Annotated in this window: 19 protein-coding genes and 2 pseudogenes; 9 read left to right on the forward strand and 12 right to left on the reverse strand. The window is 69.5% G+C overall.

Annotation, left to right across the window (positions count from 1 at the left end; translation table 11 throughout):
* The 3 genes and pseudogenes from VPH43_RS18995 to VPH43_RS19005 all read left to right on the forward strand — a co-directional run.
* Positions 1 to 160 (forward strand): annotated as a pseudogene (locus tag VPH43_RS18995) (MotA/TolQ/ExbB proton channel family protein); the annotation flags it as partial.
* 11 nt (positions 161 to 171) lie between these two features.
* Positions 172 to 603 (forward strand): ExbD/TolR family protein, encoded by a 432-nt coding sequence (locus VPH43_RS19000; RefSeq protein WP_328579319.1) that lies wholly within the window; start codon positions 172 to 174, stop codon positions 601 to 603.
* Positions 604 to 616: 13 nt separating this feature from the next.
* A complete protein-coding gene (locus VPH43_RS19005) occupies positions 617 to 1,039 on the forward strand; it encodes an ExbD/TolR family protein (RefSeq protein ID WP_328579320.1) in 423 nt (140 codons plus the stop codon).
* Here VPH43_RS19005 and VPH43_RS19010 read toward each other — a convergent pair.
* Complete coding sequence (locus VPH43_RS19010) at positions 1,029 to 1,790, reverse strand: response regulator transcription factor (protein WP_328579321.1); 762 nt, start codon at positions 1,788 to 1,790, stop codon at positions 1,029 to 1,031. The two genes, VPH43_RS19005 and VPH43_RS19010, sit on opposite strands and share 11 nt — an antisense overlap.
* 87 nt (positions 1,791 to 1,877) lie before the next feature.
* Between VPH43_RS19010 and VPH43_RS19015 the strand changes: the two genes are divergently transcribed.
* Positions 1,878 to 2,240 carry a thioredoxin family protein gene (locus VPH43_RS19015; RefSeq protein ID WP_328579322.1) on the forward strand — a complete coding sequence of 121 codons (363 nt, stop codon included), beginning with the start codon at positions 1,878 to 1,880 and terminating at the stop codon, positions 2,238 to 2,240.
* Between the two features lie 52 nt (positions 2,241 to 2,292).
* On the opposite strand, the gene VPH43_RS19020 is transcribed toward VPH43_RS19015, so the two are convergent.
* Entirely contained in the window at positions 2,293 to 2,937 is a 645-nt protein-coding gene (locus VPH43_RS19020; protein WP_328579323.1) for a peroxiredoxin, read from the reverse strand.
* Positions 2,938 to 3,134: 197 nt separating this feature from the next.
* On the opposite strand from VPH43_RS19020, the gene VPH43_RS19025 reads away from it, so the two are divergent.
* On the forward strand, positions 3,135 to 3,689 hold the full coding sequence (locus VPH43_RS19025) for a DUF4142 domain-containing protein (RefSeq protein ID WP_328579324.1): 555 nt from the start codon (positions 3,135 to 3,137) through the stop codon (positions 3,687 to 3,689).
* Positions 3,690 to 3,713: 24 nt separating this feature from the next.
* Here VPH43_RS19025 and VPH43_RS19030 read toward each other — a convergent pair whose 3' ends face one another.
* The 3 genes from VPH43_RS19030 to VPH43_RS19040 all read right to left on the reverse strand — a co-directional run bounded on the left by VPH43_RS19030 (position 3,714) and on the right by VPH43_RS19040 (position 8,121).
* Positions 3,714 to 5,870: a family 1 glycosylhydrolase gene (locus VPH43_RS19030; protein ID WP_328579325.1), complete on the reverse strand. Its 2,157-nt coding sequence runs from the start codon at positions 5,868 to 5,870 to the stop codon at positions 3,714 to 3,716.
* On the reverse strand, positions 5,867 to 7,045 hold the full coding sequence (gene glf / locus VPH43_RS19035; RefSeq protein ID WP_328579582.1) for a UDP-galactopyranose mutase: 1,179 nt from the start codon (positions 7,043 to 7,045) through the stop codon (positions 5,867 to 5,869). The genes VPH43_RS19030 and glf overlap by 4 nt, the downstream gene beginning before the upstream one ends.
* Positions 7,046 to 7,314: 269 nt before the next feature.
* Complete coding sequence (locus VPH43_RS19040) at positions 7,315 to 8,121, reverse strand: DUF72 domain-containing protein (protein ID WP_328579326.1); 807 nt, start codon at positions 8,119 to 8,121, stop codon at positions 7,315 to 7,317.
* Positions 8,122 to 8,215: 94 nt separating this feature from the next.
* On the opposite strand from VPH43_RS19040, the gene VPH43_RS19045 reads away from it, so the two are divergent.
* Genes VPH43_RS19045 through VPH43_RS19055 form a run of 3 tightly spaced genes read left to right on the forward strand, consistent with a single transcriptional unit; the run spans position 8,216 to position 9,592 of the window.
* Positions 8,216 to 8,791 carry a TetR/AcrR family transcriptional regulator gene (locus tag VPH43_RS19045; RefSeq protein WP_328579327.1) on the forward strand — a complete coding sequence of 192 codons (576 nt, stop codon included), beginning with the start codon at positions 8,216 to 8,218 and terminating at the stop codon, positions 8,789 to 8,791.
* 10 nt (positions 8,792 to 8,801) lie between these two features.
* Entirely contained in the window at positions 8,802 to 9,215 is a 414-nt protein-coding gene (locus VPH43_RS19050) for a PaaI family thioesterase (protein WP_328579328.1), read from the forward strand.
* 5 nt (positions 9,216 to 9,220) lie between these two features.
* The gene (locus VPH43_RS19055) at positions 9,221 to 9,592 is read left to right on the forward strand and encodes a hypothetical protein (RefSeq protein ID WP_328579329.1); all 372 of its coding nucleotides are present in this window, start codon (positions 9,221 to 9,223) and stop codon (positions 9,590 to 9,592) included.
* Here VPH43_RS19055 and mnmA read toward each other — a convergent pair.
* Complete coding sequence (gene mnmA, locus VPH43_RS19060) at positions 9,535 to 10,707, reverse strand: tRNA 2-thiouridine(34) synthase MnmA (protein ID WP_328579330.1); 1,173 nt, start codon at positions 10,705 to 10,707, stop codon at positions 9,535 to 9,537. The genes VPH43_RS19055 and mnmA overlap by 58 nt on opposite strands.
* 26 nt (positions 10,708 to 10,733) lie before the next feature.
* Positions 10,734 to 11,009: a hypothetical protein gene (locus VPH43_RS19065; protein ID WP_328579331.1), complete on the reverse strand. Its 276-nt coding sequence runs from the start codon at positions 11,007 to 11,009 to the stop codon at positions 10,734 to 10,736.
* A gap of 86 nt (positions 11,010 to 11,095) precedes the next feature.
* Here VPH43_RS19065 and VPH43_RS19070 point away from each other — a divergent pair, with 86 nt between their 5' ends.
* The gene (locus VPH43_RS19070; protein WP_328579332.1) at positions 11,096 to 11,353 is read left to right on the forward strand and encodes a hypothetical protein; all 258 of its coding nucleotides are present in this window, start codon (positions 11,096 to 11,098) and stop codon (positions 11,351 to 11,353) included.
* Here VPH43_RS19070 and VPH43_RS24665 read toward each other — a convergent pair.
* From VPH43_RS24665 to VPH43_RS19090, 5 genes and pseudogenes are all read right to left on the reverse strand, one after another.
* Positions 11,338 to 11,565: pseudogene (locus tag VPH43_RS24665) on the reverse strand (cyclic nucleotide-binding domain-containing protein); the annotation flags it as partial. The gene VPH43_RS19070 and the pseudogene VPH43_RS24665 sit on opposite strands and share 16 nt — an antisense overlap.
* On the reverse strand, positions 11,565 to 12,950 hold the full coding sequence (locus VPH43_RS19075) for an aminopeptidase P family protein (protein ID WP_328579333.1): 1,386 nt from the start codon (positions 12,948 to 12,950) through the stop codon (positions 11,565 to 11,567). The pseudogene VPH43_RS24665 and the gene VPH43_RS19075, both read right to left, overlap by 1 nt.
* A gap of 173 nt (positions 12,951 to 13,123) precedes the next feature.
* Complete coding sequence (locus VPH43_RS19080) at positions 13,124 to 14,029, reverse strand: dihydrodipicolinate synthase family protein (RefSeq protein WP_328579334.1); 906 nt, start codon at positions 14,027 to 14,029, stop codon at positions 13,124 to 13,126.
* 34 nt (positions 14,030 to 14,063) lie between these two features.
* A complete protein-coding gene (locus VPH43_RS19085; RefSeq protein ID WP_328579335.1) occupies positions 14,064 to 14,996 on the reverse strand; it encodes a 4-hydroxyproline epimerase in 933 nt (310 codons plus the stop codon).
* A gap of 140 nt (positions 14,997 to 15,136) precedes the next feature.
* On the reverse strand, positions 15,137 to 17,071 hold the full coding sequence (locus tag VPH43_RS19090) for a beta-propeller domain-containing protein (protein ID WP_328579336.1): 1,935 nt from the start codon (positions 17,069 to 17,071) through the stop codon (positions 15,137 to 15,139).
* Positions 17,072 to 17,138: the final 67 nt, after the last annotated feature.

Here is a 17,138-nt window from a genome sequence, read left to right on the forward strand (position 1 = left end):
CGCCTTCGGCCTGGCCGTCGCGGTGCCTGCGGTGATGGGCTACAACTGGCTGGTTCGCCGCAACAAGGGCGCGCTGGAGCGTGTGCGCGCCTTCGCCGGCGACCTGCACAACGTGCTGCTGGCGGGCAGCACCACGGTGGCCTTGCGCAAGGCCGCCTGAGGAGCGGCGCGATGGCCATGAACGTCGGCCCGGCCGACAGCGACGAGGAAGAGGTCAACTCCACCATCAACACCACGCCGCTGGTGGACGTGATGCTGGTGCTGCTGATCATCTTCCTGATCACCATTCCGGTGGTCACGCAGTCCATCCCGCTGGCGCTGCCCAAGGAGCGCAACCTGCCCACGCAGACCAAGCCGGAGAACATCCTGCTGGCGGTGAGCAAGGACGGCGACATCTTCTGGGGCGTGCGCCAGATTCCCACGATCGATGCCTTGGTGGAACAGCTGAAGACCGAGTCGGTGAAGGAGCCGCAGCCGGAGGTGCACATCCGCGGCGACCAGGACACCCGCTACGAAAGCGTGGGCCGCCTGGTCGTGGCCTGCCAGCGTGCCGGCATCCTGAAGGTGGGCTTCATCACCGAACCCCCTCCCAACGTGCAATGAGCGAGCCCACACCATGGCAATGAATGTAGGCACGGGCAGCGACGACGGCGTGATGGTCGACATCAACACCACGCCGCTGATCGACGTGATGCTGGTGCTACTGATCATGCTGATCATCACCATCCCGATCCAGACCCATGCGGTGAAGATGAACATGCCGGTGGGCCCGAGCGCACCGCCGCTGAAAGCCCCGGAGATCATCCGCATCGACGTGGACTTCGACGGCACCGTCGGCTGGAACGGCATCATCGTCGGCACCGATGCCGAGCTGCAGGGCAAGCTGGCCGGCGTGGCTGCGCAGGCCGACCAGCCCGAGGTGCACCTGCGCCCCAACAAGCTGGTGACCTACAAGCACGTGGCCCACGTGATGGCTTCGGCCCAGCGCCTGGGTGTCACCAAGATCGGCCTGGTCGGCAACGAACAATTCATGCGGTGAGTTTGTCGACCTTGGCTGCAAACAGATAGCCGAGCCCGCGCTCGGTGCGGATGTAGCGCGGGTGCCGCGGGTCGGGTTCGATCTTGCGGCGCAGGCGCAGGATCAGCACGTCGATGGTGCGGTCGAACACCTCGGTGTCGATGCTGCGGGTGTGCAGCAGCAGCTCGTCGCGGCTCCACACCCGCTGCGGGTGGCGCACAAAGGCCTCCAGCAGGCGGAACTCGGCCTGCGTCAGGCCGCAGGGCCGGCCGTCGGTGCTGCGCAGCTCACGTAGCCGCAGGTCCAGCACCCACTGGTCGAAACGCAGCTGTTCACCGGGTGCACCGCTGGCCGGCATCGGCTCTCGTGCGCCCGCCGTTCCATCCGCCGCGCCGGTGCGGCGCAGCACCGCCCGCAGCCGGGCGATCAGCTCGCGCGGGCTGAACGGCTTGGTGAGGAAGTCGTCGGCCGCCAGCTCCAGCGTGAGCACGCGGTCGGTTTCGTCGCTGCGGCCCGACAGCATCACGATCGGCACCCGCGAGGCCTGGCGCATGCGCCGCGCCAGCGTCAGCCCGTCCTCGCCCTTCAGGCGAAGGTCCATCAGCACCAGCGCATAGGCACGCTGGCCGATGGCCTGCAGCGCCTGCGCGCCGGTGAATGCACCGTCCGCATCGAAGCCCGCCTGCTGCAGCAGGTCCTGCAGCAGCGCCACCATGTCGGGTTCGTCATCGACGACGAGGATGTTCGGCTTGCCGGCCGCCAGGCTGTCCACGCGCAAACCATATCAACCGGCCCCGCGCGCCGGATTTCAATCAGCGTTTCAAAAGTTGCGGCGCGGATGGTGGATGATTCGCTCCTCATGAGCGCTGCCGCCACCTCCGAACTGCTGGTCGCCTGCCTGTGCGCACGCTGGTGCCAGCTGTGCAACAGCTACCGCGCCACCTTCGAAGCCGCTGCGGCACGCCACCCCGGCCATCGCTTTGTGTACGTCGACATCGAGGACGAGGCCGACCTGATGCATGCGATCGACGTGGACAACTTCCCCACGCTGCTGGTGGCGCAGGGTGAACGGCTGCAGTTCCTGGGGGTGATCACGCCGCAGCCGGACACGCTGGAGCGCCTGCTGCGTGCGGCCGAAGACCGCAACCTGCCACCGGCCGCGCATGCGCTCGACGAGGCGGAGCTGGGTGAGCTGCTGCTGGGCTTGCGCCAGCTGGCCTGAGCGGCGGGCGCGGCCGGGGCGCTGCCGGCGCACTGCCGCCAGGGACTGACGGCTACTTGCGGTCCGGCTGCGGCGTCAGCCGCAGGTAGGGCGTCACCGCCTTGTAGCCCTTGGGGAACTTCTGCTTGATCAGCTCCGGGTCCTGCAGCGAGGGCACGATCACCACGTCATCGCCCTGTTTCCAGTTGCCCGGCGTGGCCACGCTGTGGTGGTCGGTGAGCTGCAGCGAGTCGATGACCCGCAGCACCTCGTCGAAGTTGCGCCCGGTGCTGGCGGGGTAGGTGATCACCAGGCGGATCTTCTTGTTCGGGTCGATCACGAACAGCGAGCGCACGGTGAGGGTGGCGTTGGCGTTCGGATGGATCATGTCGTAGAGCTCCGCCACCTTGCGGTCGGCGTCCGCGATGATCGGGAAGTTCACCGTGCAGGCCTGCGTCTCGTTGATGTCGCGTACCCACTTCTGGTGGCTGTCCACCGGGTCCACCGATAGCGCGATCACCTTCACGTTGCGCTTCTTGAACTGCTCGCCGAGCTTGGCGGTCAGGCCCAGCTCGGTGGTGCACACCGGCGTGAAGTCGGCCGGGTGCGAGAACAGCACGCCCCAGCTGTCACCCAGCCACTGGTGGAAGCGGATGCGGCCCTCGGTGGAGTCCTGTTCGAAGTCGGGCGCGGTGTCGCCCAGGCGAAGCGTTGCCATGGCATGGTCCTTTCACGGGCTGGAGGGAAAGGCAGCGACGGTAGCGGGTGCGACGCCGGCTGCCAACAACCCTTTCGTTGTATCGACATGCCTGGCCCGCATTCGCTGGGAATGGCGCTTGCCGCAGATGAAGGGAGCAGGGGGCCCGCAGGCCGCCCTGTGCATTGCCTTTTGTACTTTTCTGCCGGAGGAACCGCATGAACCCCCTGATCCGCAAAACCACCACCGGGCTGGCCGTGCTGCTGCTGGCCGGCAGCGCCGCCATGGCCAAGGACAACGTCGCGCACGTGGACGCCGCCTTCATGAAGAATGCTGCCGAAGCCGGCCTGGCGGAAGTGGAAGCCAGCAAGCTGGCCGCCACCAAGGCCACCAACACCCAGGTGAAGAGCTTCGCGCAGCAGATGGTGGACGACCACACCAAGGCCAACGACGAGCTGAAGGCGCTGGCCGCGTCCAAGGGCGTGGAACTGCCCACCGAGCCATCGATGATGCAGCGCGCCAAGCTCAAGGCCTTGCAGGGCGCGGACGGCGCCAACTTCGACAAGCGTTATGCCGAGAGCTTTGGCGTGAAGGCGCACGAGGACACGGTGAGCCTGTTCCAGAAGGAGTCCAAGAAGGCCAAGGACGCCGACGTGAAGGCCTGGGCAACGAAGACCCTGCCCGCGCTGCAGCACCACCTGGAGATGGCCAAGGACCTGAACAACGCGGTCAAGGGCGAGAAGGCCGCCGCCAAGACCGACAAGAAGTCCTGACGGCGCCACCGGCCCCGGCGCGCCTCAACCGGTGGCGCGCCAGGCCTCCACATACCGTTCCAGCGCCGCATCCAGCGTGGGCATCAGCTGGCCGCGCGCGCTGCCCAGCGCACTGAAGGACGGGCGCGGCGCACGCTGGCGCAGCGCCGCCGCCGGCTCGGGCCGCACGCCGGCGGTACGCATGCCGGCCGCCTCGGCCGCTCGGCAGGCAAATTCGGCCCAGCTCACCGCGCCGTCGTTGGCCAGGTGCCAGACGCCGCGTTCGCCGTCGACCAGCAGGTCCAGCGCCGCCTGCACCAGGTCCGGCACATAGGTGGGCGACACCACCTGGTCGTGGGCCGCGATCCACGGTTCGTCACGCTGCAGCCGCGCCAGTCCCTGGCTGACGAAGTTGTGCACATCCCAGGGCCCGAAGAAGGCAGCAGTGCGCACCACCAGGGCCTGCGGCCAGCGCGCCAGCGCATCGCGCTCGCCGGCGAGCTTGGCGCGGCCATAGGCGTTGAGCGGGCGCGCCGCATCGTGCTCCTCGTAGGGGCTGGACTGGTCCCCGCCGAACACCAGGTCGGACGAGAAGGTGAGCAGGCGCACGCCGGCGCGCGCACATTCGGCGGCCAGCACCGCCGGGCCCAGCGCGTTCTCGCGCCATTGCCGCTCGTCGGCCTCGGCATCGTCCACCCGCACATAACCGGCGGTGTTGACCAGCGCCCAGGGCTGCCAGCGTGCCAATGCCGCGGCCACCGAGGCCGGGTCGGCAATGTCCATCTCCTCGCGCCGCAGCAGGTGGTGCGGCAGGCCGCGCAGCTCGCACATGCGGGCGAACGCGCGGCCCAGCGTGCCGGTGGCGCCGGTGATCAGCAGCGGCCGGCCCTGCACCGGCTTGTGTTCGGCCTCGCCATGCACCGGGTAGACCAGGCGCACCTCGCGCTGCCACCAGCCGGGGCTGTCCAGCGCCGGATGGTCGAAGGCTTCGCCGCGGCCGAGCTGGCGCGCCAGCTCGCCCAAGGCGGTGAGCCGCGGTTCGGGCGAACGCACGTCCCACAGGCCCGGTTCGTAGTGGCCCTGGCGGCGGGTGAGCAGGCTGTCCCAGTCGCACGCGCCGAACGCCGCCCACACGGTGAGGCCGCGCAGGTCCACCCCTTCGGCCCGCACCGTGTTGGCCGCGTCCCAGGCGTCGCGCAGCCAGCGCAGCTGCTCCTCCCGGGTGCAACCCATGTGCACCTCGGTGATGGCCAACGCACAGCGATAACGTTCATGGGCCTCGCGCAGCCGTGCCGCGAAGCCGCCGATCGGCGTGCCGCACACGCGCGCGGCCTCGGTGTCGGCATAGCGGTGGCGCCGGTTGCCGCCATGCAGCTCGGGCGGGTAGTGGGCGAGCCGGTGGTCCAGGAAACGTTCGCTGGTCACATAGCTGTTGATGCCCACGATGTCGGGCGGGCAGGGGCGGTCCACCAGCGCCTGCAGCTCCGCTGCCGTGGCGCCGTTGGCGCGCAGGTAGCGCCACAGCGGGTGGCTGCGCGTGACCCGGCCGAACAGCAAATCGAAGCCCAACCAGCGCCGGGTGTTGTCGAAGCGCGCCTGGTAGGCCAGTGGGCCGGTGCTGCTGGTGAAACCGAGGTCGTCGGTCTGCACCAGCTGGGCCGCAGGGTTCACGCGGCGGATGGCCTGCATCGCCAGCACGGTGCCGCGCACCTGGTTCAGCAGGGCGCGCACAAAGCTCTTGTCGTCGCGGCCATGCGGGTACCACAGGCCGTACAGGCCGGCGAAACGGGCGGTGGTGAGCGGCTCGTTGACCGGGGTGTAGGCGTCCACCCAGGGGTAGCGCTGCGCCACCGCGGCTGCATAGGCGGCCAGCTTGTCGGGAAACTCCGGGTCCAGCAGGTCGGTGTGTCGGGGCCCGCTGCCGTGGTGCAGCAGGCCGACGATGGGCGCCACGCCCAGCGCACGCAGGCGGGCCAGGCGCTCGTCCGGCCAGGACCAGTCGGCCTCCTCCAGCGCGCCAGGGGCAGTGCGCTCCCACAGCAGCGGGAAGCGCATGCGCTCAATGCCCAGCGAGGCCAGCCGGTCGATGTCGTCGAGCCGGCCGGCGAAGCCGGTGCACTCGAGCTGGTCGATGTACTCGTCGCCGACCCGGTTGACCGTGCACTCCGGGCCGGCCCACAAAGCCAGGCGCGGTTCGGTCATTGGGTGCGGACCGGTGCCGGCGCTCGGCTGTGCACGGGCAGGGCCAGCGCGGCCGAGCCGGAGTTCAGGGCGACCTCCGCGCCCACGGTTTCATAACGCTCGCGCAGCCGCTTGAAGGCGGTGAGGGCCTGCGCCACCACCTGGTCCATGTTGTAGTACTTGTAGGTTGCCAGCCGGCCGACGAAGGTGACGTTCTCCAGCGCATCGGCTTCGGCTTCGTACTTCTTGTACAGCGCGGTGTTCTCCGGCCGCGGCACCGGGTAGTACGGGTCGCCTTCGGCACGCGGGAATTCGTACACCACCGAGGTGAGCGACGGATGCTGCTGGCCGGTGATGGTCTTGAACTCGCTGATGCGGGTGTAGGCGTAGTCATTCGGGTAGTTCACCGTGCCCACCGGCTGGAAACGCTCCTGCGGCAGCGTGACGTGCTGGAACTCCAGGCTGCGGTAAGGCAGCTTGCCGTACTTGCAGTCGAAGAACAGGTCCACCGGGCCGGTGTAGATCATGTGCTTCCAGGGCACCAGGCGCGCGATCTCGCGGTAGTCGGTGTTGAGCATGACCTTGATGTTCGGATGCGCGAGCATCTTCTCGAACATGCGGGTGTAGCCGTGCATCGGCATCGCCTGGTAGGTGTCGGTGAAGTAGCGGTCGTCGCGGTTGGTGCGCGTGGGCACGCGGGCGGTCACGCTGGCGTCCAGTTCGCTCGGGTCCAGGCCCCACTGCTTGCGGGTGTAGCCGCGGAACAGCTTGTTGTAAAGGTCGCGGCCCACCTTGCCCACCACCACGTCCTCGGATGTGGCGATGCGCTCTCGCTTTTCGGCCATCTTCTCGAAGAAGCCTTCGAGCTCCATCGCGGTCAGTTGAAGGCCGTAGAGCTTGTTGACCGTGTCCAGGTTGATCGGGATGGGCACCAGCTGGCCGTCCACGCTGGCCAGCACCCGGTGCTGGTAGGGGCGCCACTGGCTGAACTGGCTGAGGTAGTCGAAGACGTCGGCCGAGTTGGTGTGGAAGATGTGCGGACCGTAGGGGTGGATCAGCAGGCCGGCGTCGTCATAGCGGTCATAGGCGTTGCCGCCGATGTGGGGCCGCTTCTCGACCACGAGCACGCGGGCGTCGAGCTGGCTGGCCAGTCGCTCGGCGAGCACGCTGCCGGCAAAGCCGGCGCCCACGATCAGGTAGTCGAAACTGAAGTCCGTGTCCGAACGCTCGTTACGGCTTTTCGCGTGACCATTGGTGACGCGGCTGTTGGCATGCAGCAGGCTCAAGATGACTCCTTATGGGTGTGAGGCTCGCCGGTGGAGCCGGCGGCAGGGGCTTTACCTTTCGGCAATCCCTGTACCCTCCCTCACCCCCCGGCGACAAGCGCCCGGAGTCCGGGCCAGCCCGGTAGGGTTTGCAGTTTGCTTCCCGTTGCTGCCGGTTTGTTACAGCACCGGCCCGGGGTTCACCCGGCCCGCAGGCGCTGCAGCACTTCCCGGGCGGCCGCGGGCGCGCGCTCCTTGGCGCCGTTGATCATGAACATGAACACGTCGCGCGGCTGGGCCGCGGTGGAGCCGGTGTCGCCCGCCACGCGCGGCACGCCGTCGGGCTCGCCACCTTCGGCCCACTTGCGCGCGCAGGCGGCCCAGGCGTCCAGCACCTCGGGTGCGTAGCCGGTGGGGCAATCGGACTGGCACTGCATCAGCCGCAGGTAGACGAAGTCGGTGGTCAGGTTGGCGAAGGAAGGAAACTTGGGCGAATCGGTGATCACGGTGCCCATGCGGTAGCGGCGTGCCAGGTCCAGGAACTGCGGCGTCATGAAGCTGTCGTGCCGCACGTCCAGCACATGGCGCAGCGGCCGTCCCTCCAGCTGCGGCGGCAGCAGCTTCAGGAAGGCCTCGAAGTCCTCGGCATCGAACTTCTTGGTGGGCGCGAACTGCCACAGGATGGGCCCGAGCTTGTGGCCCAGCCGGGCCGGGCCGCTGGCGAGGAAACGATCGATGGATTCGCCGGCTTCGGCCAGCACGCGCCGGTTGGTGGCGTAGCGCACCGCCTTGAGCGAGAACATGAAGTCCTCCGGCGTCTCGTCGTGCCACTTGGCAAAGCTGCTCGGGCTCATGGTGCTGTAGAAGGTGCCGTTAACCTCGATCGCGGTCACCTGGCGGCTCGCGTATTCCAGCTCGCGCCGCGCCGGCAGGTCGGCCGGGTAGAAGGTCTCGCGCCAGGGCTCGAAGGTCCAGCCGCCGATGCCCACGCGAATGCTGCTGCTCATGGCCGATGCTCCCCATTGATATCGAGCGCGTGTTGTACCGCAGCTGTCCGCACGCCGCTTGACCGGAGTAATACTCTGGAGTGACACTCCAGTCATGGCGCCTTCCGCACACGACCGCATCCTCCAGGCCGCTGCCGACCTGTTCCTGGCGCAGGGCTTCGAAGCGACCTCGATGGAGCAGGTGCGCCAGCGGGCGGAGGTGAGCAACGGCAGCCTGTACCACCACTGCCCGACCAAGAACCACCTCGCCCGCGCGCTGTACGAAGCCGCGCTGCGCGACTACCACGCCGCGCTGCTGAAGGTGCTGGCCGGCGGTGCTTCAGCCGAGGAGGGCGTGCGCGGCCTCATCGCCGCGCACATCGCCTGGGTGCTCAAGCAGCCACAGCAGGCGCGCGTGCTGCACGAGCTGCGCCGCACTACCGCGATCGCCGGTGCCGAGCCCGACTGGGGTGGCCTGAATGCCGAGGCCTTCGACACCTTGCGCCGCTGGTGCGATGGCGAAGCGGCCGCCGGCCGCATGCAGGCCCTGCAGTTTGGCGTGTGGCTGGCGCTGGTGTTCGCGCCGGTGCTGCAGCTCACGCCGCAGTGGGCACGCCAGCCGCGCCCGTCCGTGCCACCGAAATTGCGCGCCGTGCTCGCTGAAGCGGCCTGGCGCGCCGTTGCCCCTTGAAGGAGAAACGATGACCGTCGATCTATTGCAACGCGGCCGCGAGGTGCTTGCCGCCCAGGGCTTCAGCCGCCTGCTGGGTGCTGAACTGGAGGTCTTCGAGCCCGGCCGCGCGGAGCTTGCGCTCGCGGTGGGGCCGCAGCTGCTGCAGCAGAACGGCTTCGTGCACGGCGGCGTGCTGTCCTACCTGGCCGACAACGCGCTCACCTACGCCGGTGGTTCGGTGCTGGGCACCGAGGTGGTGACCGCCGAGTACAAGATCAACTACCTGCGTCCTGCCGTAGGAGGTGAGCGCCTGCTGGCCGTGGCCAGCGTGCTGGGCAGTGGCAAGACCCAGGCGGTGTGCCGCTGCGACGTGTTCATGGTCGAAGGTGCGCAGCGGCGGCTGTGCGCCGCGGCCCAGGGCACCATCCGCACGGCAGGGTGAACACCATGGAACTGGCCCTCTACCTGGCCGCGGCAGCCACCCTGGCCATCGGCATCGCGCACTCCTACATGGGCGAGCGCTACCTGCTGATGCGCCTGTTCCGCCGGGAGGACCTGCCCAAGCTCTTTGGCAGCACCGACTACACCCGCCGCACCTTGCGCTTCGCCTGGCATGTGACCACCGTGGCCTGGTGGGGATTTGGCGCGCTGCTGGTGCTGCTGGCGCATCCGCCGGTGAGCGCGCAGGCCGTGGGCATGGTGATCGGCGCGGTGTTCCTGCTGCACTTCGCCATCGCGCTGTTCGGCTCGCGCGGCCGCCACTATTCCTGGGTGGCTTTCCTGGTGATCGGTGTGCTGGCCACCTGGGCCACGCGCTGAAGCGTGGCACCTTCGGCCGCGGTGATCACGCCGCCGCCCAGGCAGACCTCGCCGTCGTACAGCACCGCGGACTGCCCGGGTGTCACGGCCCACTGCGGCTCCTCGAATCGCAGCTCGAAACCCGGTGCGCCGAGATGCAGGACGCAGGCAGCATCGGCCTGGCGATAGCGTGTCTTGGCCGCGATGGCGCCTTCGGCGGGTGCGTGGCCGGCCACCCAGCTCACATCGTCCGCCTGCAGCGTGGGCGACAGCAGCCAGGGGTGGTCGTGCCCCTGCACCACGTAGAGGATGTTGCGCTCCACGTCCTTGCGGGCCACGAACCAGGGCTCATGCTCGCCACCGCCGCGCGGAGCGCCCTTGTCCTTGATGCCGCCGATGCCGATGCCCTTGCGCTGGCCCAGGGTGTAGAAGCTCAGGCCCACGTGTTCGCCAAGGGTGCGGCCGCGGTCGTCCTTGATCAGGCCGGGCGTGTTGGACAGGTACTTGTTGAGGAACTCGCGGAAGGGCCGTTCGCCGATGAAGCAGATGCCGGTGGAGTCCTTCTTCTTCGCGTTCGGCAGGCCAATCTCCTCGGCGATGCGGCGCACTTCCGTCTTGCGCAGTTCGCCCACCGGGAACAGCGTCTTGCTCAGCTGCGCCTGGTTCAGGCGGTGCAGGAAGTAGCTCTGGTCCTTGGCCGGGTCCAGGCCCTTGAGCAGCTCGAAGCGGCCCGTGCGCTGACGCACCCGCGCATAGTGGCCGGTGGCGATCTTCTCCGCACCCAGGCGCATCGCATGGTCCAGGAAGGCCTTGAACTTGATCTCGGCGTTGCACAGCACGTCGGGGTTGGGCGTGCGGCCGGCGCCGTATTCCCGCAGGAATTCGGCGAACACGCGGTCCTTGTAGTCGGCCGCGAAGTTGACGTGCTCGATCTCGATGCCCAGCACGTCGGCCACGCTGGCGGCGTCGAGGAAGTCCTGGCGCGACGAGCAGTACTCGTCGTCGTCATCGTCTTCCCAGTTCTTCATGAAGATGCCGATCACCTCGTGGCCGGCCTGCTTGAGCAGGTGGGCGGTGACGGCGGAGTCGACACCGCCGGACAGGCCGACAACGACGCGGTGCTTGGGGGAGCTCATCCCCGAATTTTAGGGAGGCGGCCGCTTCAGTGAGCGTGGCCGCCTTCAAGCCCTTGTTCCGCGGCATAACCCCGGGCGCGGGCATACGCCGCGATCTGCGCCGGCTTCAACAGGCGCTGCGTGCGCAGGTGGGCTTGCAGGTGCACGTTGCGCAGCTGGCCGCTCAGCTGGCCGGCCGCGGCGCTCAGGCGTGCCACGGTGGTCTCGTCGGCGGCGCCGGTGCGAAAGGCAGTGTCCAGCTCCTGTTCCACCTCGATCAGCCGGCGGCCGAGCTCGCGCGCCTGGGCTTTCATCTCGGCCACGATGCGCTGCAGAGATCACGCCTTCGTTTTCCAGCGTGGCGAGGCAACGGTACAGCGCCTCGTGCGAGGCACCGAGCATCTGTGACGTGGTTTTCCAGCTGTGCGCCGGCGCCACCCAGCCGGCACGGTCGCTGGGCTGCAGCTCCAGCCAGGCCAGCACGCGGGCCGACAGCGGGCGAAGGTTGCGCAGCTCGGCCGCCGTGCGCAAGGCCTGGATCGCCTGCGCCTGCTGGGCCAGCAGCGCCAGCATCGCCTGCGGCGCGGCGCACAGCACCTGCAGCAACCCCGGCTTGGAAACGCGCCACAGCCGGGTGGGCAGCGACGCGACCGCATCGCAGTGGTAGGTGGTAGAAAACAGGGACGCCTCGGCAAGCAACTGGCCGGCGTCATACGAGGCCAATGGCAAGGTGGTGCCGTTGTCGAGCGTGCGGCTCAGCGCCACCTGGCCCGCGTCGACAAAGTACATCGCACTCACCCGGTCGCCGCGCCGAAACACCACGGCGCCGGCCGGCAGCTCGCGCAACGTGCGCGGCAGGCCGTCGAGCAGCGGGTTCATCAGGACGCCAGGGCTTCGACGTCGGCCCTGGCCTTCGGGATCGCCGGGCCCAGCACCCGTTGGCCTTCCGGCGTGACCAGCACATCGTCCTCGATGCGGATGCCGCCCAGTCCGGCATGGCGCTCGAACATCGCGTAGTCGATGAAACCGGTGTGCCGGCCTTCGGCACGCCAGCGGTGGGTGAGCAGAGGGTTGATGTACACACCCGGCTCGATGGTCACCACCCAGCCGGCCTGCAGCGGGCGCGCCAGGCGCAGCGACTTGTAGCCGAAGCGCAGGTCGCGCTCGAAGCCGTCGCCATACCCCACCAGGTCTTCGCCCAGGCCTTCCATGTCGTGCACGTCCAGGCCGATCATGTGGCCGGTGCCGCAGGGGAAGAAGATCGCATGGGCTCCGGCCTGCACGGCCTCGTGCGCATCGCCACGCATGAAGCCCAGGTCGATCAGGCCTTGCACCATCACCTGGCAGGCCAGGTTGTGGATGTCGCGGTAGGGCATGCCGGGTTTCACCGCGCCAATCGCCTGCTCTTGCGCCGATAGCACCAGGTCGTACAGGTCCGTCTGCAGGCCCTGGAAGCGCCCGCCCACGGGAATGGTGCGGGTGATGTCGGACGCATAACCGCGTGGTGACTCGGCGCCCGAGTCGTTGACGATCATCTCGCCGCCGCGCAGGCGCACGCTGTGGTCGTGGTTGTGCAGGATCTCGCCGCGGCTGGAGAAGATGGGCGCATAGGCCATGCGGCAACCGCGCGCCAGCGCCAGGCCCTCCATCGCGCCCACCACTTCCTGCTCGACCACGCCCGGGCGGGCGCGGTGCATCGCCAGCAGGTGCATGTCGTGGGTGACGGCGAGCGCGGCTTCCATCTCGGCGATCTCCTCCGGCGCCTTCACCGCGCGCTGGGTGATCACCGCCTGCACCAGCGGCCGGCTCACCTGCGCGTCCAGTTCGGCGGGTGACAGCGCCAGCAGCGCAGCGAGCTCCAGCCGCGCTTCGCCGCGGTAGGCCGGCAGCCAGTGGACCCGCCGGCCCTGCGCCTTGGCCGTGGCCAGCCGCTCGGCGAGCGCAGCGCGTGGCGCGTGCTGCTCAATGCCCGCGCTGGCCGCCCTTTCGGCCGCTTTGGGCAACGGGCCGGTCCAGACCTCGTGGTCCACGTCGGCATCGTCGGCAAACAGCGTGGTGGTGCCGGCGTCCAGGTCCAGCAGCAGTGCGATGCCGGGCTGGGGCAGGCCGCCGTAATACAGCACGCTGGAATCCTGCCGGAACGGGTAGGCGTTGTCGCGGTAGTTCATCGGGCTGTCGACATGCCCGAGCAGCAGCACCAGGCCGGTGCCCAGCCGCTGCATCAGTTCACGCCGGCGCTGGCGGTAGATCGAAGGTGCAAACATGCGGCGAAGTATCAGAAGGTTTGAATGGACTCGGCGTGGCCGAGCAGGCCGCCAGGGCGCGCCCAATCAAGGCGCAAAGCCCAGCCGTAGCTCGGGCTACGGCGAGCATTCGCAACGCCGAGTGGGTGTGGTCTGGCGGGATGAGCGGACATGTCCGGTTCGTTCGAACCTTCTCAATCGAGCGTGGGGCGGTTCGCCAGTGCATGGCGGATCACCGCCTGCGCCTGGGCCAGCTCCTCGCCTTGCAGCTGCAGCCGCGGTGCGCGCACCCGGGCGCTGCACACGCCCACCATCTCCTGCGTGAGCTTGATCAGCTGCACGAACTTGGGCACGGTGTCCAGGCGCAGCAGCGGCAGGAACCATTCGTAGAGCCGGCGCGCTTCTTCCCACCGCCCCGCACGCGCCAGGTCGAACAGGCGCACCGACTCCTGCGGCAGCGCATCCACCAGCCCGGCGATCCAGCCGGTGGCGCCGGCGCCGATACCTTCGACGATGAGGTCGTCCACCCCCATCAGCAGGCGCAGCCGGCCGCCCAGCAGCGCACGCAGCGCGGTGAGGCGCCGCACGTCCGCGCTGGACTCCTTGATCGCCACCAGGTTGGCATGCTGGGCGCACAACTCGGCCACCTGCGCCGGCAGGAAGTCGGTGCGGTAGGCGATCGGGTTGTTGTAGAGGATGCAGGGCAGCGGCGTGGCGTCCATCACGGCGCTCACATGCGCCTGCATCTCGCGCGCGTCGGTGGAGTACACATAAGGCGGCAGCACCATCAGCGCGCTCGCGCCTTCATCGGCCGCCATGCGGGCCATCGCCACCGCGTCGGCGGTGGCGAGCGCCGCGATGCCGGCCACCACATTGCGCTGCGGTGAGGTGGCGCGCACGACAGTGCGCAGCAGCGCGCGTTTTTCGTCGGCGCTCAAGGTGGCCACCTCGCCCAGCGAGCCCAGCGCCACGATGCCGGTGCAGCCGGCCTCGATGCAGCTGCGCACCTGGCGATCCACCGCCTCGTGGTCGATGCGGTCGTCGGCAGTGAAGGGCGTGGTGATGGCCGGCAGCACGCCGTCCAGGAAAACAAGCGACATCAAGGGCTCCTGAGGGAAGGACAAGAAGCGGGCATCAGTGGATGCCCCAGCAGAAGGGGTCGTCCGGGTCCAGCAGCAGCTGGCCTTCGGCACACACATGGGCCCGGCCGGTGATCGAGGGGATCACCTGGTCGCCGGCGCGGCGGTAGCTGGCTTCGAACAGGCTGCCCACCACGCTTTGCTGGCGCCACACCTGGCCTTCGGCGAGCTTGCCGTCGGCGCCCAGGCAGGCCAGCTTGGCGCTCGTGCCGGTGCCGCAGGGCGAGCGATCGTAGGCCTTGCCGGGGCAGAGCACGAAGCTGCGGCTGTCCGCTGTATCGGAGTGAGCAAAGAGTTCGATGTGATCGATCTCGGCGCCGTCGCGGCCGGTGATGCCGGCGGCCGCCAGCGCCTGGCGGATGCGCCAGGCGGCGTCGGTGAGCGGCTCGACCTGGTCGGGTGCGATCGGCGTGTGCGGCCAGTCGGTGAGGAAGAACCAGTTGCCGCCCCAGGCCACGTCGCCCTGCACCGTGCCGAGGCCGGCCACCTCGACGCGCACGCCGGCGCGCCAGCGGTAGGCCGGCACGTTCTGCACCGTGACCCGGCCGTCCGGATGCAGGATGCAGGCGACGGTGCCCACGACAGTGTCGATGCGGTGCTCGCCCGGCGTGATGCGCCCCAGGTGGCGCAAGGTGGCGACCAGCCCGATGGTGCCGTGGCCGCACATGCCGAGGTAACCGACGTTGTTGAAGAAGATCACCGAGGCCGCCGAGCCCGGCTGCATGGGCTCACCCAGCCAGGCGCCCACCATCACGTCGGACGCCCGCGGTTCGCGCGCCACGGCCGCGCGCCAGCGGTCATGCTGGCTGCGCAGCAGGTCACGTTTGGCGGGCAGCGAGGCGGCGGCGGCCAGGGACGGAAAACCCTCCAGCACCACCCGGGTGGGCTCGCCCCCGGTGTGGGAATCGACGAAGCGGATGCGCTGCATGCGGCGTATGTTGCGCCAAAGCGCGCCGCCCCGTCTTGCACCGCCCGCACGGCCGAGGCGCGGATTTGGGCCCAATCGGCGGATGCAGGGCGGCGGGTGCACCCGGCCACCCGCCGGGGTGTGCACCCACAGCCGTGCCTTCAGAACGGCGAGTAGCGGGCCCCCGCGCGGGCGCCGGGTGCGAAGCTGATGCGCCGGCGCTCGTCGATGCGCTCGCGCCAGCGGCCGCCCGACAGGGTGCCTTCCACCAGCTCGTAACCCAGGAGGGCAAACACCCGATCGCCGAGGAACAGCGGGCGGGCATTGCCATACCAGTCCACGCAGGAGGCTTCGCAGGCGTCGTTCTGTGCATCGCCCGACAGGGCCTGCAGGCGCCCGAGCGGCTGGAATGCAAGGTCACGCTGGCGCAGGAAGAGCACGGCCGCAGCGCCCGCGCCGCCCGAGTACACGGCGCCGCGGCCACCGGCAGCCGAGTCCAGCACCGGCAGCCCGAGCAGGCCGCCGTCCGTCCCCATGGGCCGGAAGAAGAAGCCGTGCGAGCGGGTTTCGCCCTGGCTGGCGCCCGACTGCACATGGCGCCCCGCCAGCTCGGCGCGGCGGTCCAGCCGCACGCTGCTGAAGTGCAGGTCCTGGCCGTTGCTGCCCACCAGCACCGCATGCGGCCCCATGGCGTCGATGCGCTCTATCGTGTGGCCGGGGCTGAGCGGCTGCGCCGGCTGGTCGTCGGCAAAACGCAGTGCCCAGCCGGCCTGGCCACCGCCCCACAGCAGCCAGTCGCCGACGTATCGGTTCTGCAGTGCGCCGCCGGCCGGTGCTGGCACGCGGCGGTAGTGGCGCGGACCGGCCGCCGCGCGGCCATCACCAAACTCCGACAGCGGCACACGCAGCAGCGCCATCGCGCCGGCTGAGCTGTCCTCGCTGCTCCACATGCCTTCTCCGCCGCCGGCCTCGCGCAGCAGCACGTTGAGGTGGCCGCCGTCTTCCAGGAAGGACATCTGGTCCACCGGCACGCCGGCGGTCTTCAGGCCACTGGGCGCGCCGCCGTCCAGTGGCAGGCGGAACACCGCCGACAGCGTGCGGCTGCCCGGCAGCGGGCGCCGGGCGCCACGGTATCCCCGGTTGGTCCACACATACACCGAGCCGGCCGATACATAGAACACCCGCCCCGCCGGCCCCAGCACCGCGCTGGATTCGCACTGCAGCGGCGCGCTCGCGAGGTTGCAGGCGGTCACGGTGTGCAGGGCCAGCGGCTCGGCGGGATCGAACTCGTCGTCGCTGCGATACACCCGGGTGGCGGGCAGCAGGCGCTGCCAGGCGGCAGGCACCGCGTCACCCTGCCAGCGTTTCATGCCGGGCCAGGTGTCCCAGGGCGCCGGGCCCCAGGGCTGCAGCAGCACCGGTGTGTAGAACACCAGCTGGCTGCCGATCAGCCGGCTGGCGTAGTTGCGCGACGAGTAGTAGTCGAAGCTGCGCAGGTGGTAGGTGGCGCGGTAGCTGAGGTGGCCGTCGTGCGCCAGGTCGAACAGGCCGATCTCGGTGCCGCCGCGTGCATAGCTGTAGCCGATGACGACCACGGTACGGCCGGAGATGAGCAGCTCGTCGTACCAGGCGCCCTGCGGGCTGCTGCCGGGGGCATAGGCGTCCACCATGCCCACCGGCTGCAGGCTGTCGCCGCCCACCCGCACGCTGAACAGGCGGCCGCGCCGCAGGATCACCAGGTGGTCGCCTGCGCGCTTGACGATGCCGCCTTCGTCCACGCCGGCCGTCTGCACATTGGTGATGGATTCCGCGGCCGAGTCGGCGGCCGCCTTCGCGGCCGGTGCGGCCGCCACGTTGGCGGGCGCGGGTGGCGCGGCCTGCATGGCCAGCTCCGGCAGGCCGGCTGTCGTGCCTTCGGCCCGGCGCAGGCGCGGCTGGAGCTTCCGGGCCGCGTCGCGCCAGCGTTCCAGCGCCTGCCGAAGCTCGGCTTCGCTGCGGTACGCCGTCAGGGTGGTGTCGGCGCGGGCGGCCGGCGCGGCGGCCCAGGCGCCCAAGGTGAACAACAGGCTGCACAGCAGCCAGCGGCGGGTCGGCATGGGGGCACTCCTCTCAGTGGTGACAGGAGTGACACGGCCAAGGCCGCAGAACGGGGTGAAGGCAAGG

The organism is Ideonella sp. BN130291, from assembly GCF_036231905.1.
Lineage (GTDB): Bacteria > Pseudomonadota > Gammaproteobacteria > Burkholderiales > Burkholderiaceae_C > CAMLIZ01.

Excerpts from the sequence above, each read along its gene's own strand:
- VPH43_RS19045 (WP_328579327.1), top strand. The coding sequence starts at position 8,216 with ATGGCGCCTTCCGCACACGACCGCATCCTCCAGGCCGCTGCCGACCTG.
- VPH43_RS19015 (WP_328579322.1), top strand. The coding sequence starts at position 1,878 with ATGAGCGCTGCCGCCACCTCCGAACTGCTGGTCGCCTGCCTGTGCGCA.
- VPH43_RS19000 (WP_328579319.1), top strand. The coding sequence starts at position 172 with ATGGCCATGAACGTCGGCCCGGCCGACAGCGACGAGGAAGAGGTCAAC.
- VPH43_RS19025 (WP_328579324.1), top strand. The coding sequence starts at position 3,135 with ATGAACCCCCTGATCCGCAAAACCACCACCGGGCTGGCCGTGCTGCTG.
- VPH43_RS19080 (WP_328579334.1), bottom strand. The coding sequence starts at position 14,029 with ATGTCGCTTGTTTTCCTGGACGGCGTGCTGCCGGCCATCACCACGCCC.
- VPH43_RS19075 (WP_328579333.1), bottom strand. The coding sequence starts at position 12,950 with ATGTTTGCACCTTCGATCTACCGCCAGCGCCGGCGTGAACTGATGCAG.
- mnmA (WP_328579330.1), bottom strand. The coding sequence starts at position 10,707 with ATGAGCTCCCCCAAGCACCGCGTCGTTGTCGGCCTGTCCGGCGGTGTC.
- VPH43_RS19090 (WP_328579336.1), bottom strand. The coding sequence starts at position 17,071 with ATGCCGACCCGCCGCTGGCTGCTGTGCAGCCTGTTGTTCACCTTGGGC.
- VPH43_RS19085 (WP_328579335.1), bottom strand. The coding sequence starts at position 14,996 with ATGCAGCGCATCCGCTTCGTCGATTCCCACACCGGGGGCGAGCCCACC.
- VPH43_RS19020 (WP_328579323.1), bottom strand. The coding sequence starts at position 2,937 with ATGGCAACGCTTCGCCTGGGCGACACCGCGCCCGACTTCGAACAGGAC.
- VPH43_RS19040 (WP_328579326.1), bottom strand. The coding sequence starts at position 8,121 with ATGAGCAGCAGCATTCGCGTGGGCATCGGCGGCTGGACCTTCGAGCCC.
- VPH43_RS19030 (WP_328579325.1), bottom strand. The coding sequence starts at position 5,870 with ATGACCGAACCGCGCCTGGCTTTGTGGGCCGGCCCGGAGTGCACGGTC.
- VPH43_RS19005 (WP_328579320.1), top strand. The coding sequence starts at position 617 with ATGGCAATGAATGTAGGCACGGGCAGCGACGACGGCGTGATGGTCGAC.
- VPH43_RS19055 (WP_328579329.1), top strand. The coding sequence starts at position 9,221 with ATGGAACTGGCCCTCTACCTGGCCGCGGCAGCCACCCTGGCCATCGGC.
- VPH43_RS19050 (WP_328579328.1), top strand. The coding sequence starts at position 8,802 with ATGACCGTCGATCTATTGCAACGCGGCCGCGAGGTGCTTGCCGCCCAG.